Genomic DNA, 13,495 nt, shown 5'->3' on the forward strand with positions numbered 1-13,495 from the left:
GGCGCTACTTAACGAACTTCCAATCCAAGGTTGTATTGTGCAAGGCAACGACCGACATAGCTGATGTTCAGCAAGGCTGCGACTAAGATGGTGCTGATGTGGGCGACGATTTGAATTGGCAGTGAGAAGTGATCGGCCATTGGATAAGCAACAATAATACTGAGAAGCATAAGCAAGGTTGTGATAGCTAGACTGAAGTTTGAAACAGAAAGCAGAGTTTGAAAGCGTTGAGTCATCGTCTTCATATTGAATTCCTAATTGCTATTAATAATTATGATACTTGTTATTAATATCAATTAGCGTTCCAGTTTTAATTTACATTTAAAATCATAATCTTATGTAATTTCACTTGTTTTTAGAGTCTAAGTGACACGTGCGAATTTCAGGTCTTTATGACTTGATCGTGTTTCTTTACCATTGTCTAAACCCACAAGTATCGATGTGGAATCGAACACCTGAATATAAACCAAGCCCAACATTATTTTTTTGCCCGAATTCCGAATGAATCTTTTTAAGTTTCACGTGTAGATCTTCGCGAGTAATGTCATTTGCAGGCACTAGGTCTAAGGCACAAAACTCTAAGTGCTTACTTCGCAGTGCACCACCAGCTTGTTGATTGTAGATATCGGTTCGCTCTCCAGATACTGGTATAACAACACCGATTTCAGGCTCAATATATTGTTGTATGTACTTCAGGGTATTGATCATGTTTGGCACATGTTTCTTATTTGGGAGGGTAAACAAGGTTGTATTACTCATTGCCCAATCCGTCCCTTGCAATAGAACGAGATGCAGAGGCATGCTCTGAGTAACGCCATTGTCCTTGAGTTGTTGTCCGATTGCTCTCACTTGGTCTTGAGCGTGATTGAGGAGCATCCAACCTCGAAATGCTGATCGGGTCGGAACCTTGTAGCCATGAACATCGACCACGAGATCGTCATAAGTGATTTCGGTTTCTTCGGTATAAAGTTTCTCAAATTTTTCAGGGTAAGGTTGTGTCGTTGATAACGCCAAGGTAATCAGAATACTTCCGTACATAAAGTCTCTCCATCGCTAGTGTACACTGGTTATTTAGTTTGATACTGCTGTTGAGTTTCATTCATTTTGCTTAGGTACGCTTAAGCCTAGACGGTTAGGTTTAGATGCTTAAGTATAGACGCTGGAGTTTAGGTAAAAAAAACCCACTACTAAGAGTGGGTTACTAACATTGTTACAAGTAAATTAGCGAGGTTAGATTACTTCTTACCTTGGATTTGCTTGTCTTCTTCTGTCAGTTCACGAATGCGACGGCTGATGTCACGGCGAGCTTTAGAAATCTCAGCGCTCTTGATGATGTGGTCATCAACACGGTCTTCGTAGTCAGCTTTCATATTTTTGATAATGCCTAGGATCTCGTCGTGGGTCATCTCTGGCTTGATGTAATCAAGTAGGTTATCAAGAAGGTCGACACGCTTACGGTTGTCACGAACTTTCTTTTCGTTGTCTAAAAGTTCACGCTTAAGTTTGTTCTTACGTCGTGCTTGGTTAACAATTTCAAATACGCTGCTCATAGATTCCTTTTCCTATTCGTCAAATACGTTGTCTGCTTCTGATTAAAGCACATCAATTGATGATGTAACAGTCTTTAGATCAAAGCAAAAGTAAGGTTGTTTAATTATTCGTCACTCTCGCTGATGTGTGATTGTTTTTATCTTACCGTTCAAGTTAGTATCCCATGTAGATACTGCATTGATACGAAATGTGAAATGAATCAACAACAATTGGAAAACGAAGAATTGGACGAGAATGTCACTGAATCTTCAGCAGAACAAAACAAGCTTCGTGATGCGTATGTACAAGAGCGTACTTATTTGGAAGTCGTGGAAATAGAGCTAAACCGTTCTAAGATCATAATGATTGATGAACAGGGCAGAAAGAAACGAGTACCAATTTTGTCTGAACACTAGTTACTGCATTGTTAGGTGTTGAGATGGAATTATCAAAATAATAAAAAGGAAAAACGATGAACACAGTACTTTCCCCAATTGAAGCGAGAATTATCGGTTGTTTGATCGAGAAAGAAGTCACTACTCCCGATCATTACCCACTGACACTGAACAGTTTAACCACGGCATGCAATCAAAAGAGTAACCGTGAACCTGTTCTCTCTCTTTCTGAGTCAGATGTTTTAGATGCAGTTGATGGTTTAATCGGACGTCGCATGGTGAGTGATGAGAGCAGCTTCAATAGCCGTGTTAATAAGTATCAGCATCGTTTCTGCAACACTGAGTTCGGCGATCTGCAATTTACAGAGCAAGAGCGTGCAATCATCTGCTGTATGTTACTGCGCGGTGCGCAAACACCCGGTGAACTTCGTACTCGAACGGGTCGCCTTGCAAACTTTAGTGATGTGAAAGAAGTAGAAGCAACATTAGACAAACTCGCTGCAAGAGAAGCAGGTGCCTTGGTTGTGAAGCTGCCACGCGAAGCGGGTAAACGTGAATCACGGTACCAGCATTTGTTGAGCGGTGAAGTGGACGTTGAAGCGTTTGCGATGGCATCAGTAAGCGCGGCTGCCCCCTCTGCAACGAGTGAAAAGTTTGAAGAGCTTGAGTCTGAAGTTGCAAGCCTACGAGCAGAAGTGGCAGAGCTTAAGGCTCTGGTTGAATCACTGCTTTAAATGTCAGATGCTGATAAAAATGCGGATTGGGTCGTGTACTTGATCCGCAATCGTCACAATGCCCTTTATTGTGGCGTGACGAACAATCTAGAACGTCGATTTGAACAACATCAAACCGGTAAAGGCGCCAAAGCTTTAAAAGGTAAAGGCCCACTTAAGCTGGTTTGGAGCTTTGGTGTTGGCTCAAAAAGTGAGGCGTTGAAAACCGAATACGCGATCAAGCAGTTGCCCAAATCCCGCAAAGAAAAACTGGTATCACTCAAACTGATTATTGAGTGGCAAAAAGACAAAATTCAATATATCGAAGTCTCATAATTCATAGCTAAAATGTTTGTTATTGATTAAATCTTAATAGTGTAAGGAGCTATATCGGCTCTAGCTAAGCTTATGAATTTAAATGGTAATTACTCTTACCGTGAATGGGCTGAAATCATAATTTAACTCGTTGTTCTTAATCTCCATTCCAAATTAACATATTGCTCATTTAGAATGTCGTTCTAATTAGTGTTAGACGCTATCATTTATCATCGTTGTCCTACATAATATCCATTAGCCATACAAAGAGATGGTGTCATGCTAGGTTAAAAAATGAGCCAAAGTAGCTCATATAAAACGAGAAAAATATGAAACGTTTACTGATGTTGTTTGGACTTGCCGTATTTTCTGCGTCCGCTCTCTCCCATGGTACTCATGTCCTCAATGGGTACTGGGAATACCAAGATTATCTTTCCACTTTTCCAGAACAAAGAGCATTGACCGATAAAATGGTCGAGGCTGTACAAAATCACCCTGTGCCACTGAGAAGAATCCAAGACAAACCAATTACGATTTCCGTGGTGTATCCGGGCCAACAGATCTCGGATTACTGGGTTCGCAATATTCAAGCTTTTGAGAAGCGTCTCGATAGGCTGAAGATCCGCTATCAAATAAATCAAGTGTTTACCCGTATTAATGCCGATCTCGCGCAGCAGAGTATTTCGTTGCAAGAAGCGATTGAAAACAAGACGGATTATTTGATTTTCACGCTAGATACCACGCGCCACCGCAAGTTTATCGAGCACGTGTTGACCTCTACAGACACCAAACTGATTCTTCAAAATATCACGACGCCAGTGCGAGCTTGGGCAGATAGACAGCCATTTATGTATGTGGGTTTTGACCATGCGACAGGCAGTTTAAAACTGGCGGACTATTTTAAACAAGTAAGTCCGCCAGACAGTAAGTATTCTGTTTTGTATTACTCACAAGGCTATATCAGTGATGCGCGTGGAGATACTTTTATCCATGAAGTGAATACGGATACCAACTTTACCCTTAAGTCTTCGTTTTACACAAAATCAAACAAAGACAGTGGCTACCAAGCGGCTAAAATCAGCATAGAGAACGATAAGGATCTAGACTTTATCTATGCATGTTCAACGGATGTCGCTCTCGGTGCAATGGAAGCGATTCGTGAATCGGGCCAAGACATCTTAGTGAATGGTTGGGGAGGCGGCTCTGCTGAACTTGAAGCCATTGCAAGGGGCGACCTAGATGTTACTGTCATGCGTATGAACGACGATACAGGCATTGCAATGGCAGAGGCGATCAAGTGGGATCTAGCCGGTTTGGAAGTGCCTACCGTTTACTCTGGTGAATTTGAAATTGTCACCAAGGAAGATTCCCCAGAACGTATTTCAGAACTTAAACAGCGAGCATTTAGGTACTCAGGTCACTAATGAAGAAAAGTTACGCCAGTACACCTAGAAACACTTTAGCTAGACTCATTACGCGTATCGTTATTTTGGTGATAGGCGTGATGGCACTTGGCGTGCTTATTCATAATTATGAAACCAGCAGTAATATCGTACAGCAAGAGACGAATCGAACGGTACAGCAAACCTCAAGCCTGATCCAAAACATGTTTGATTATCGTTTGTCGGTGCTGCAAATCCATCAAGACAGTAGCTCACACAGTGAAACTCTCAGAGAGCACTTTGATACGGGTAATGACGAGACTCTGAGCTACTTTTTCTTTGGTGTTGACCAAGGTGAACCGGATCATGCACCAGATTTACGCTTTGTCTCAACCCACGATGGTTTGGCTTGGGAAGACGGCAACAGTCAATTTTATGGTTTGGATGAGTCCAACTTAAAGCATATTTCTGATGAGGTTTCGTTCAGCAGTAATTGGCATTTTATTAAACTGAGGACAGATATAGGTAAGCGTCACTTGTTGGCTCGCCGTACCCCTATTGTTGATAACGCTACTGGGGAAGTCCTTGGTCAACTCTATATCGCCATTGTGCTTGACAATAACTTCTCTTTGGCTGAGTCAATCCAACAGGGCAGTAATAGCGAAAATATCGTGATTGAAGCGCACGGTACACCGGTGACATCGACATTCAGTGGTGATGAAAGCTACACCATTACTGACATCCTCAATTACCAAATGTACGAACAGTTGCCGCGTCATTTCGTTACCATCGCAACCATTAAGATTAATGCTGTTGAAACTCCTTTAATCATTCGAGCTGTTCAAAAAAATAATAATTTCATTGCGTTAGAAGAGAATTATCAGCGTGCGATCATCGTGGTGATTGTGGTGATCATATTGATGTCTTTTTTTGCTCGAACTTGGATTCAAAAGAGAGTCTCAGCCGAGCTTGATAAGCTAATGGACTTTACTCGTTCGGCAAGTGCTAGCGAAGAGTACAACAAGTTCGATGGCTCTAACATTTTCGAATTTCATCATATTGGTTGTACTCTTGAAGACACCTTTGAGCGCTTATCTGAACAGAATCAAAAATTCCAAGATCTCTTTAACTTTGCTCATTCGCCTATCTTAGTTTGGTCTGAAAAAGGCGATTTGATTCAGATGAACCCCGCCGCTCGCATGGCGTTGTTCGATGCTGATGACAATTATGGTCCAATTGCCCAAGAGTTTGAGCAGCGAATGCTGCCTAATATTCAAATGGTGGTTCAGGGTTCTAAACTGACGGGTATTAACGTACCCATTGGTGAAAAGGTGTTTCGTTGGAACATGTCTGCTATTCGCGTGGAACACGGCATCACAGGAGTGGTGGTACAAGGGCAAGATATTACTAAGCTAATCGAGGCGGAAAGACAGGCTGATCGAGCAAGAGAAGAAGCTGAGCATCTTGCGAATGTGCGAGCAGACTTCTTAGCTAAGATGAGTCATGAGATTCGCACGCCGCTCAACGGTATTCTCGGTGTGTCTCAGCTGCTCAAGCGCTCTATGCACAATGAAGATAATCGCGAGCAGGTGGATGTACTGTGTAATAGTGCGGAACATTTACTGGCGGTACTTAACGATATCTTGGACTTCTCAAAGATTGAGCAAGGGCAGTTTAATATTCAAAAGAAAGACTTCCGTTTAGGGGAGTTAGTTAATACCTTAGACAGCATCTATCGACCGCTGTGTGAAGATAAATCCGTCGAATTTACCATTGTGAATCACTTGGTTGATGACATTGAAATCAATACCGACCAAGTACGCCTCAATCAGATCATGTTTAATCTGTTGAGTAATGCTTTTAAATTCACTCATCAAGGCGGTATCTCCGTCAGCTTTGAGCTCGAGAGTATCTTTAACTCCGATCACGCCAGCTTGATCGTTCGAGTGAAAGATTCTGGCATTGGTATTGATGAAAGCAAAATTGATGCTGTTTTTGAACCCTTTGTTCAAGCCGAAGAGACCACCACTCGTGAATATGGTGGCACTGGTTTAGGACTTACAATTGTAAAAAATCTGGTCGATATGCTGGAAGGGGACATTCAAGTCCGCAGCGTGATAGGTCAAGGCTCAGAGTTCACGATAGAAATTCCTGTAGTCGTACACGCCAAGCCGCTATTAGTCGATGCTAAGCAACAAGCTGAGGTTGAGCCAGAGGCGTTGTTTAGTCGACCTTTGAATGTGTTGCTGGTGGAAGACAATCACACCAACGCCTTTATTGCTCAGGCTTTCTGTAAGAAATATGGCATGGTCGTCACCTGGGTAAAAGATGGCTTAGAAGCGATTGAGATGGCTAAGACGATTACCTATGACTTGATCTTGATGGATAACCAACTCCCTAATCTCGGTGGTGTTGAAACCACTCAGCAGCTAAGAGGTGAGATTGGTGTGTCAGCCCCTATTTATGCGTGTACCGCTGATGCTCAAGAGTCAACTAGAGACAGCTTTATGGCCGCAGGGGCGAATTACGTGATTGTAAAGCCGATTAAAGAAGAGTCGCTCCACCAAGCGTTTGTTCATTTCAAAAACTCATACTGGAATGACACAGAGCACTAGGCTTTAACTTAGTGCTCTTTAATGGAGTCTGTTGAAGAGAAGTAACTAATTTTCTGCCTTTATATCGAGCCAGCGACAAAGGCTTGTTCCAATAGCAGCGTTTTCAACTCATCACTCATATCTAGGTGTTCAGGGAATTGGATACCTAGCAGCCAGCCTTGTCTTTGCCTTTTCTTACTTACCACCTTGTAGACAAGATCGTCATCTAAGTACTCATTTAAGTCAGAATTGACTTTTATCTTCCAGCCGACATCAATATCTGATTGCTGGGTAAGATAGATACCGCACCCTGACGCTGAAAAGTCGACTAGTGTGGCATCCAGCGACAAGGTATCAAAAGTGACTTCACAGCTGAGACGTACTTTATACCTTTCGTGTTCACGAATAGGCTTGCTTGCAAAGTTTGAGGGTGGGCGAAGGAAGATTAGATGTGCTGGAGAGGTGATATGAGCCAGTACATTGGTTTTGAACGCGACAATGTGCCCAAGTTCGGTGTCGGTAATCGCACGAACAATAATATCAACGTTTGTGAGCTTTCTCAGCGTCAGTGCTTCTGTCGCTTTTTGCGTAAGCTCTAGGATGAGGTACTGATCTTCTTTGTGTCCGATATAAAGTGTACTGATCTGGATTGAGTCGTCTGGGCCAAATTCCAATACACCTGCTGTTTTTGTACCTGGCTTTAGGTATCTGAACAGTTCTAAGTTTTTATCTTTATGCATATTCGTTACTGAACAATGTTAATCGTTTGATAAAATAATATAACGCCCTGATAAAACTATGTCATTAGTTTCATTGAAGTAATTAGCAGCGTACAACAAAAAAGTGAATCGCTATCTCAAGTAAACAACGGCTTACTCTTGTCGTAAAACAAGATACACTGCTGACAGATATATACTTGATGGAGAAATAGTAAATGGAACTGGAAACCTTATTGAATACTCTGGCTGAAACCCCAGAGGCCGTGCAATTTGAAGATACAATGCAAGTGATCGAAGCTCACTATGATTTTTCTGAGCGCGAATTTCGCAATGGTGAGGTAGTGAACGCTGCAGGGCAGAATAATGGTTCGTGTAAGATTTTTGCTTTTGGTTTAGAGCAAGGCCTATCAGCAGAGCAAACACTTGCTTGTTTTGGTCAATTTTATCGTAACGACGTGCTAGGTTTTCCTGAGAACAGCGACCATCAAAATATTCGTAACTTTATGGTTCATGGCTGGAATGGTATCCAGTTTTCTCAGCCTGCGCTGGTTGCAAAAGTGAAGTAGACACTAACCAGGTAACGATTAGGTCGAAATTTAATCTCAGTATTTTGAAGCGAGAAAACAACCTCTCGCTTTTTTTGTCTATGTTGAACTGGCTAGTAACTTGCTATCCAGTAACTTACTAAATGGGCTCTAAACTACTGAACGGGCAGGGCAGACAAGCACTTACGACACATACAAACTCCAGCCTTTGGAATATCGCTAGTATCTCGTTTTTCTAACTCAAAACACCAACACGTCTCTTTGCCCGCACTGATATCGCATTGAGCTGGCTCATTACACTGTGGACATTGGTGAGTCGAACTCGCGCCACTAAGATTATCCATAACCGACGTTTGCTCTTCTTCAGATAAGCCTTTCCAACCTATAATTTCATCCATTGTTCGAAAGCAGCCACTACACATTCCGCCATTATTTTTACAAGCCGCTCGGCAAGGTGTTTTCATTTCTCTAACCTGTGATTCATTTGGGCTGAAATGTAGCATATTTGTTTCTTCTTGAAGAGCCGTTAAGCTAAGAAATTACTCAGTTAAATTTAGAAATGACCTCGTAATTTTTAGGCTTTTCATGTAGCATCTCGCCCCTTTTGTTGAGTGGGGGGATATTATGTTTATTGGATTTGATTATGGAACAGCGAACTGTTCTGTCGCGGCGATGGTTAATGGAGAGCCAAGCCTGTTACCGCTAGAAGGTAACAACCACTATATTCCCTCAACCGTGTTTGCGCCTACTCGTGAGAGTGTTTCTGAACATCTATTCCGCCACTTGAATATCAAGCCGAGTGATGCGATCGGTGAGCAAGTACTACGACGTGCGATTGCGCTGAACAGAGAAGAGAGTATCGACTTAGTGCCAGAAGACATGGCATTTGGTCAGGCTGCGTTGGACTTATATTTAGAAGACCCTCGCGATGTTTATTATGTTAAGTCCCCTAAATCTTTCCTTGGCGCGAGTGGACTGCATGATGTGCAGGTGAGCTTTTTCGAAGATTTAGTGTGCGCCATGATGGCAAATATCAAGAATCAAGCCGAACTCACGACTCAAGAGCAGATCAAGCAAGCTGTTATCGGCCGACCAATTAACTTCCACGGTCGAGGTGGTGAAGAGGCGAACAGACAAGCTGAAGACATACTGTCTCGCGCAGCTAAGCGTGCCGGTTTCCTTGATATCGCTTTTCAATTTGAGCCCGTAGCCGCAGGCCTTGATTACGAAAGCACATTAACTGAAAACCAAACAGTATTGGTTGTTGATATTGGCGGTGGTACCACCGATTGCTCATTATTAGAAATGGGACCAACGTGGTCTGGTAAAGCGGATCGTACCCAGAGCTTGTTGGCACACAGTGGGCAAAGGGTAGGGGGGAATGACCTCGATATCTATCTTGCATTCAAACAACTGATGTCACCTTTTGGTATGGGCAGCAAAGGCATTTCGGGTATTGATATGCCACTGACTCAATTCTGGAACCCAATTGCGATTAATAATGTTGAAGCTCAAAAGAACTTCTATTCAAGAGAAAACCTAGCGGCATTAAAATTACTTCGTAAAGAAGCGTCAGAGCCTCAAAAGCTAGAACGTTTGATGAAGGTTTATCACGACGCTTTGGGTTACGGTATTGTGCGTAGAGCGGAAGAGGCCAAGATTGCGCTGGCAGAATCCCCTCAATATCGTGCTGCGATTAATGTTGCCTCTGAACTGGTCGAGGTAGATATCTCAGTCGAACAGATGGTTGAAGCGATTGAAACACCAAAGTCTAAGATGATTGAGTTGGTTAAAGAAGCGATTCAACAAGGCCAGAAAAAGCCAGACGTAATCTACATGACGGGTGGTTCCGCTCGTTCACCGATACTTCGTGAAGCCGTACAACAAGCTGTGCCGAATGTACCGATTGTGAGTGGTAATTACTTCGGTTCAGTAACTGCAGGTTTAGCTCGTTGGGCTGAGGTTTGCTTCAAATAAGAGTTCAATGATGAGTTATGAAGGGCAACCAGTCGCTGATTGGTTGCCCTTTTTTTGTTTTTCTCTAATGAACTTTCTATTGAACGATTTTTCCTAGCTCATATTGGGATTTGTTTCACAAAGCTAAATATTTCAGCTGAGCTCTACGTGTTACAAAATGTTTCAAAGGCAAAGGCGAGCCTCTCGATGGTCTGATGAGTTACCTTGGGTTTAGATTTTTAATGCTTTTTTAGTGATTATAAAATCAAAAATAATCAAAGTATTTATCTCAAAGAATGAAAGGAGATTCCAGTAATTGTCGCGTTAATCAACTGTTTTAAAAGGTATTTTTGTTTTTTATAGTGCGATTTTTTTTATTTTATATATTTTAATGCAACTTTCTTGTCATTCGTATATTAGGGTTTGCCTACTTGTTAAATGCAGGTAACAACTTCTCCGTAAGCACGAGGTTGTTAGTGAATAACTCACCCAGTTACATAATGGACATGACAAATGAATAAGAAACTTTTAGCGCTAGCAATTTCTGGTGCAGTATTTGGTACACAGGCAGTTGCAGTAGAACTTTACAACGAAGACGGCACAACATTCTCAGTTGGCGGTCACGTTTCAGTTGCAGTTGGTGATGTAAACAGCGACGATCGTCAAAACAGCGATGACATCGGTGTTGAAACTGTTTCTCCACGTATCAACTTCGGTGCAACTCATGAACTTGGTAACGGCTTTACTGCTGATGCTAAAGGTGAATGGGCGCTAAACATGCTAGACGGTGGTGATCAGTCATTCACAACTCGTCTTGGTTACGTTGGCCTTTCTCACGATGATTACGGTCGTGCAGCAGTAGGTACTCAATGGGCACCTTACTACAACGTTGCTGGTGTAGCAGATATGCCAATCGCATTTGCGAATGACTTCATCTACGAAGATCACGGTAATCTAGGTACTGGTCGTGGCGAAGAGATGGTTAGCTACGGCAACGCTATCGACTTCGGTAACGCTGGTTCTCTAAACGCAGCTGTTGCATGGCAAGGTCGCAAAGCTGATGGTGCGAACGAATACGGCAACCGTGCTCAAATCGCTTTGAACTACGCGATCGCTGATTTCACTGCAAACTACGCATACAACACAGGTGACGTAACTTACGCTCTTGCTGGTTCACAAACTGCTGATTCACATGTAGTAAGTGCAACTTACGGTTCATACGGCGCTGAAGGTTTATACCTTGCTGGTGTATACGCAATGAACAACTACATGAACTCAGGTAACGGCCAGATTCTTGAAGAGTCAGTTGCAGTTGAATTGCTTGCATCTTACGCGCTTTCTAACAGCCTTAACCTAAGCGTTAACTACGAAGCGGTAGAAGACGATAAGAAGAGCGAAACAGTATTCTCTACAACAGCTCTACAAGCTGAATACAACTTCACATCTCAGTTCGTAGGCTTCGCTGGTTACCAATTCGACCTACAAGGTTCTGGTGAGTACAAAGAGAAAGCTGACGACCAATGGCTACTTGGTGCTCGTTACTACCTATAAGTCGCAGACTGATTTAGCATAGTGTTTACTCCTTAGGTTTACCTTTTAGGATACTGTCCTAGACACCATGCTAAGCCCTCTCAAACCTTTTGGTTAGAGAGGGCTTTTTTCGTTTTGGGCTTTTGTCTTGAATGGTGATTTCGCACTATTGCGACCTTCGTATAAACGCTTTCAAATCATCGAATTGAGCTAAAGATCAGAATTTAGATCTTAGTAACCATCTTGTCGAAGACTCTCATTTTATGATGCGGTAAACTCTGCGTTCCAAGAATAGTTCAGGGACAAACTATGAGCAGCGTTGTAGATCAGGAACAATTGATGAATTCGAAACGAACCGCAACACCGACCAAGGTGCTGTGTGTTGGGCGTAACTATGTCGATCACATTGAAGAACTTAACAACGCGATCCCTGATTCTATGGTGGTGTTTAATAAACCAAGCACCAGCGTGACTTCCTCTCTTTCTTCGTTTCATCAAGAAGCACTGCACTATGAAGCTGAAATCTGCTTTATCGTTGAAAATGGCCAATACTCAGCCGTGGGCTTAGGGTTAGACCTCACCAAGCGTGAGTTGCAAAGTAGCTTAAAAGCGAAAGGCTTACCTTGGGAACGCGCCAAAGCTTTTGATGGCTCAGCCGTATTTAGTCGCTTTGTTCCAATTGATAACTTAGACCTTGCAGACTTAAACCTAGAGTTGTTTATTAACTGTGTTCGTGTTCAGAAAGGACATGTTGAGCAGATGCTTTACTCTCCAAAAACTATCCTAGAAGAGCTGTCTTCTTATACCACCTTACTAGACGGCGATGTTGTGATGACAGGTACGCCAAAAGGTGTTGGGGCCGTACATCGAGGCGATATCTTCCTTGGTCGCCTAAAGTGTGGCGATACGACATTGATTGAGATCGAATGGGTAGCAAGTTAATTAGTCTTTTCTATTTAGTTAATAAATTGGCTTTGTCGCTTAATGTTGGTTTTTAATTCGATTAAATAAACGTCGAACAACTGATTGCATCTGGAAGGGTGTTGGTAATTGATATAAAATCCGCCTCCGTTTTTATCAATGCTGACCCTCATGATCGACTTAACCATTTTACCTGTCTACCTGACTGCCGTTGTTGCACTTCTTCTTTTACCTGGCCCTGATATGTTACTGATTGCGAGTTCAAGCATGAGCTATGGCCGTAAGGTCGGCGTGTTTGCAAGCCTAGGTAATGCGACTTCTGGAATCATTCTGACAGTATTAGCGGCTATGGGTGTATCAGCGTTGATCGCAATGAGCCCAATAGCGCTTAAAGCTCTACATTTGTTAGGCGGCGCGTACTTGTTGAAGATGGGATGGGACTGCCTGCGAACAGAGCAGGGTAACGCGCCTGAGTTAAGCGATAACTTTGCAGCAAAAGCCTACTATCAAAGAGCGCTAATCAGTAACCTGCTTAATCCTAAAGCGTTGGTTTTCTTTGTGATGTTTCTGCCTCAGTTTGTGTCGACGAATATTGAAGCGACTTCCGGTCAGCAGATGCTTGTTCTGGGTTTATTACTGAATGTTCTCGGCTTAACGTTTAACTTTTTGCTGGTGGCGTTAGTGGGTACGATTGGTAAATCTCTCGTAGAAAACGCGAAGTTTCGTACCTATCAACAGAAAGTCATGGGCGGAGTTTTCATCGTGTTAGCTATCTGGATGTTGTCTTCTTTCTTTACTTCGTAGACGAATCAAATCAGACATCTTCTCGTGGTTAGCCGCTGAGACAAAAATGGACGCTACGAGCGTCCATTTTTTATATTTAACCGTTACATGT

The 13,495-nt window shown here is 42.6% G+C and carries 15 protein-coding genes; 10 read left to right on the forward strand and 5 right to left on the reverse strand.

Features of this window, described 5'->3' with window-relative positions:
- Window positions 1-8 precede the first annotated feature (8 nt).
- The 3 genes from AB4384_RS19545 to AB4384_RS19555 form a co-directional block, all read right to left on the reverse strand.
- Window positions 9-245 carry a hypothetical protein gene (locus tag AB4384_RS19545; protein ID WP_017061772.1) on the reverse strand — a complete coding sequence of 79 codons (237 nt, stop codon included), beginning with the start codon at window positions 243-245 and terminating at the stop codon, window positions 9-11.
- A 166-nt stretch (window positions 246-411) separates the two neighbouring features.
- Window positions 412-1,038 carry a D-Ala-D-Ala carboxypeptidase family metallohydrolase gene (locus AB4384_RS19550; RefSeq protein WP_017066096.1) on the reverse strand — a complete coding sequence of 209 codons (627 nt, stop codon included), beginning with the start codon at window positions 1,036-1,038 and terminating at the stop codon, window positions 412-414.
- A 197-nt stretch (window positions 1,039-1,235) separates the two neighbouring features.
- Window positions 1,236-1,550, reverse strand: coding sequence for a DUF496 family protein (locus AB4384_RS19555; RefSeq protein ID WP_004742367.1), 315 nt, complete (start codon window positions 1,548-1,550; stop codon window positions 1,236-1,238).
- Between the two features lie 195 nt (window positions 1,551-1,745).
- Between AB4384_RS19555 and AB4384_RS19560 the strand changes: the two genes are divergently transcribed.
- From AB4384_RS19560 to luxQ, 5 genes are all read left to right on the forward strand, one after another.
- Entirely contained in the window at window positions 1,746-1,946 is a 201-nt protein-coding gene (locus AB4384_RS19560) for a hypothetical protein (protein WP_017061770.1), read from the forward strand.
- 56 nt (window positions 1,947-2,002) lie between these two features.
- Window positions 2,003-2,659 (forward strand): YceH family protein, encoded by a 657-nt coding sequence (locus AB4384_RS19565; protein ID WP_017061769.1) that lies wholly within the window; start codon window positions 2,003-2,005, stop codon window positions 2,657-2,659.
- Entirely contained in the window at window positions 2,660-2,974 is a 315-nt protein-coding gene (locus AB4384_RS19570) for a GIY-YIG nuclease family protein (RefSeq protein WP_017061768.1), read from the forward strand.
- A 308-nt stretch (window positions 2,975-3,282) separates the two neighbouring features.
- Window positions 3,283-4,377 (forward strand): autoinducer 2-binding periplasmic protein LuxP, encoded by a 1,095-nt coding sequence (locus AB4384_RS19575; RefSeq protein WP_371720949.1) that lies wholly within the window; start codon window positions 3,283-3,285, stop codon window positions 4,375-4,377.
- Window positions 4,377-6,950, forward strand: a complete 2,574-nt coding sequence (gene luxQ, locus AB4384_RS19580; RefSeq protein WP_372129991.1) for a quorum-sensing autoinducer 2 sensor kinase/phosphatase LuxQ — start codon at window positions 4,377-4,379, stop codon at window positions 6,948-6,950. Before AB4384_RS19575 ends, luxQ begins: the two co-directional genes overlap by 1 nt.
- Window positions 6,951-7,009: 59 nt before the next feature.
- On the opposite strand, the gene AB4384_RS19585 is transcribed toward luxQ, so the two are convergent.
- Window positions 7,010-7,669, reverse strand: coding sequence for a PilZ domain-containing protein (locus tag AB4384_RS19585; protein ID WP_017064847.1), 660 nt, complete (start codon window positions 7,667-7,669; stop codon window positions 7,010-7,012).
- Window positions 7,670-7,863: 194 nt separating this feature from the next.
- Here AB4384_RS19585 and AB4384_RS19590 point away from each other — a divergent pair, with 194 nt between their 5' ends.
- Window positions 7,864-8,214, forward strand: a complete 351-nt coding sequence (locus tag AB4384_RS19590; protein ID WP_017061764.1) for a HopJ type III effector protein — start codon at window positions 7,864-7,866, stop codon at window positions 8,212-8,214.
- A gap of 134 nt (window positions 8,215-8,348) precedes the next feature.
- Here the strand turns inward: AB4384_RS19590 and AB4384_RS19595 are convergent, their stop codons facing one another.
- The gene (locus AB4384_RS19595; RefSeq protein ID WP_080582242.1) at window positions 8,349-8,657 is read right to left on the reverse strand and encodes a DUF1289 domain-containing protein; all 309 of its coding nucleotides are present in this window, start codon (window positions 8,655-8,657) and stop codon (window positions 8,349-8,351) included.
- A 160-nt stretch (window positions 8,658-8,817) separates the two neighbouring features.
- Here AB4384_RS19595 and yegD point away from each other — a divergent pair, with 160 nt between their 5' ends.
- The 4 genes from yegD to AB4384_RS19615 all read left to right on the forward strand — a co-directional run bounded on the left by yegD (window position 8,818) and on the right by AB4384_RS19615 (window position 13,404).
- Complete coding sequence (yegD, locus tag AB4384_RS19600; RefSeq protein WP_372129992.1) at window positions 8,818-10,170, forward strand: molecular chaperone; 1,353 nt, start codon at window positions 8,818-8,820, stop codon at window positions 10,168-10,170.
- Window positions 10,171-10,662: 492 nt separating this feature from the next.
- On the forward strand, window positions 10,663-11,700 hold the full coding sequence (locus AB4384_RS19605) for a porin (protein ID WP_372129993.1): 1,038 nt from the start codon (window positions 10,663-10,665) through the stop codon (window positions 11,698-11,700).
- Between the two features lie 288 nt (window positions 11,701-11,988).
- Window positions 11,989-12,621: a fumarylacetoacetate hydrolase family protein gene (locus AB4384_RS19610; protein WP_102320581.1), complete on the forward strand. Its 633-nt coding sequence runs from the start codon at window positions 11,989-11,991 to the stop codon at window positions 12,619-12,621.
- 150 nt (window positions 12,622-12,771) lie between these two features.
- Entirely contained in the window at window positions 12,772-13,404 is a 633-nt protein-coding gene (locus AB4384_RS19615; RefSeq protein WP_017068640.1) for a LysE family translocator, read from the forward strand.
- Window positions 13,405-13,495 lie beyond the last annotated feature (91 nt).

Origin of the sequence: Vibrio sp. 10N.261.51.A4, from assembly GCF_041471945.1 — a bacterium.
GTDB lineage: Bacteria > Pseudomonadota > Gammaproteobacteria > Enterobacterales > Vibrionaceae > Vibrio > Vibrio crassostreae_C.

Excerpts from the sequence above, each read along its gene's own strand:
- AB4384_RS19545 (WP_017061772.1), bottom strand. The coding sequence starts at position 245 with ATGAAGACGATGACTCAACGCTTTCAAACTCTGCTTTCTGTTTCAAAC.
- AB4384_RS19550 (WP_017066096.1), bottom strand. The coding sequence starts at position 1,038 with ATGTACGGAAGTATTCTGATTACCTTGGCGTTATCAACGACACAACCT.
- AB4384_RS19555 (WP_004742367.1), bottom strand. The coding sequence starts at position 1,550 with ATGAGCAGCGTATTTGAAATTGTTAACCAAGCACGACGTAAGAACAAA.
- AB4384_RS19560 (WP_017061770.1), top strand. The coding sequence starts at position 1,746 with ATGAATCAACAACAATTGGAAAACGAAGAATTGGACGAGAATGTCACT.
- AB4384_RS19565 (WP_017061769.1), top strand. The coding sequence starts at position 2,003 with ATGAACACAGTACTTTCCCCAATTGAAGCGAGAATTATCGGTTGTTTG.
- AB4384_RS19570 (WP_017061768.1), top strand. The coding sequence starts at position 2,660 with ATGTCAGATGCTGATAAAAATGCGGATTGGGTCGTGTACTTGATCCGC.
- AB4384_RS19575 (WP_371720949.1), top strand. The coding sequence starts at position 3,283 with ATGAAACGTTTACTGATGTTGTTTGGACTTGCCGTATTTTCTGCGTCC.
- luxQ (WP_372129991.1), top strand. The coding sequence starts at position 4,377 with ATGAAGAAAAGTTACGCCAGTACACCTAGAAACACTTTAGCTAGACTC.
- AB4384_RS19585 (WP_017064847.1), bottom strand. The coding sequence starts at position 7,669 with ATGCATAAAGATAAAAACTTAGAACTGTTCAGATACCTAAAGCCAGGT.
- AB4384_RS19590 (WP_017061764.1), top strand. The coding sequence starts at position 7,864 with ATGGAACTGGAAACCTTATTGAATACTCTGGCTGAAACCCCAGAGGCC.
- AB4384_RS19595 (WP_080582242.1), bottom strand. The coding sequence starts at position 8,657 with ATGAAAACACCTTGCCGAGCGGCTTGTAAAAATAATGGCGGAATGTGT.
- yegD (WP_372129992.1), top strand. The coding sequence starts at position 8,818 with ATGTTTATTGGATTTGATTATGGAACAGCGAACTGTTCTGTCGCGGCG.
- AB4384_RS19605 (WP_372129993.1), top strand. The coding sequence starts at position 10,663 with ATGAATAAGAAACTTTTAGCGCTAGCAATTTCTGGTGCAGTATTTGGT.
- AB4384_RS19610 (WP_102320581.1), top strand. The coding sequence starts at position 11,989 with ATGAGCAGCGTTGTAGATCAGGAACAATTGATGAATTCGAAACGAACC.
- AB4384_RS19615 (WP_017068640.1), top strand. The coding sequence starts at position 12,772 with ATGATCGACTTAACCATTTTACCTGTCTACCTGACTGCCGTTGTTGCA.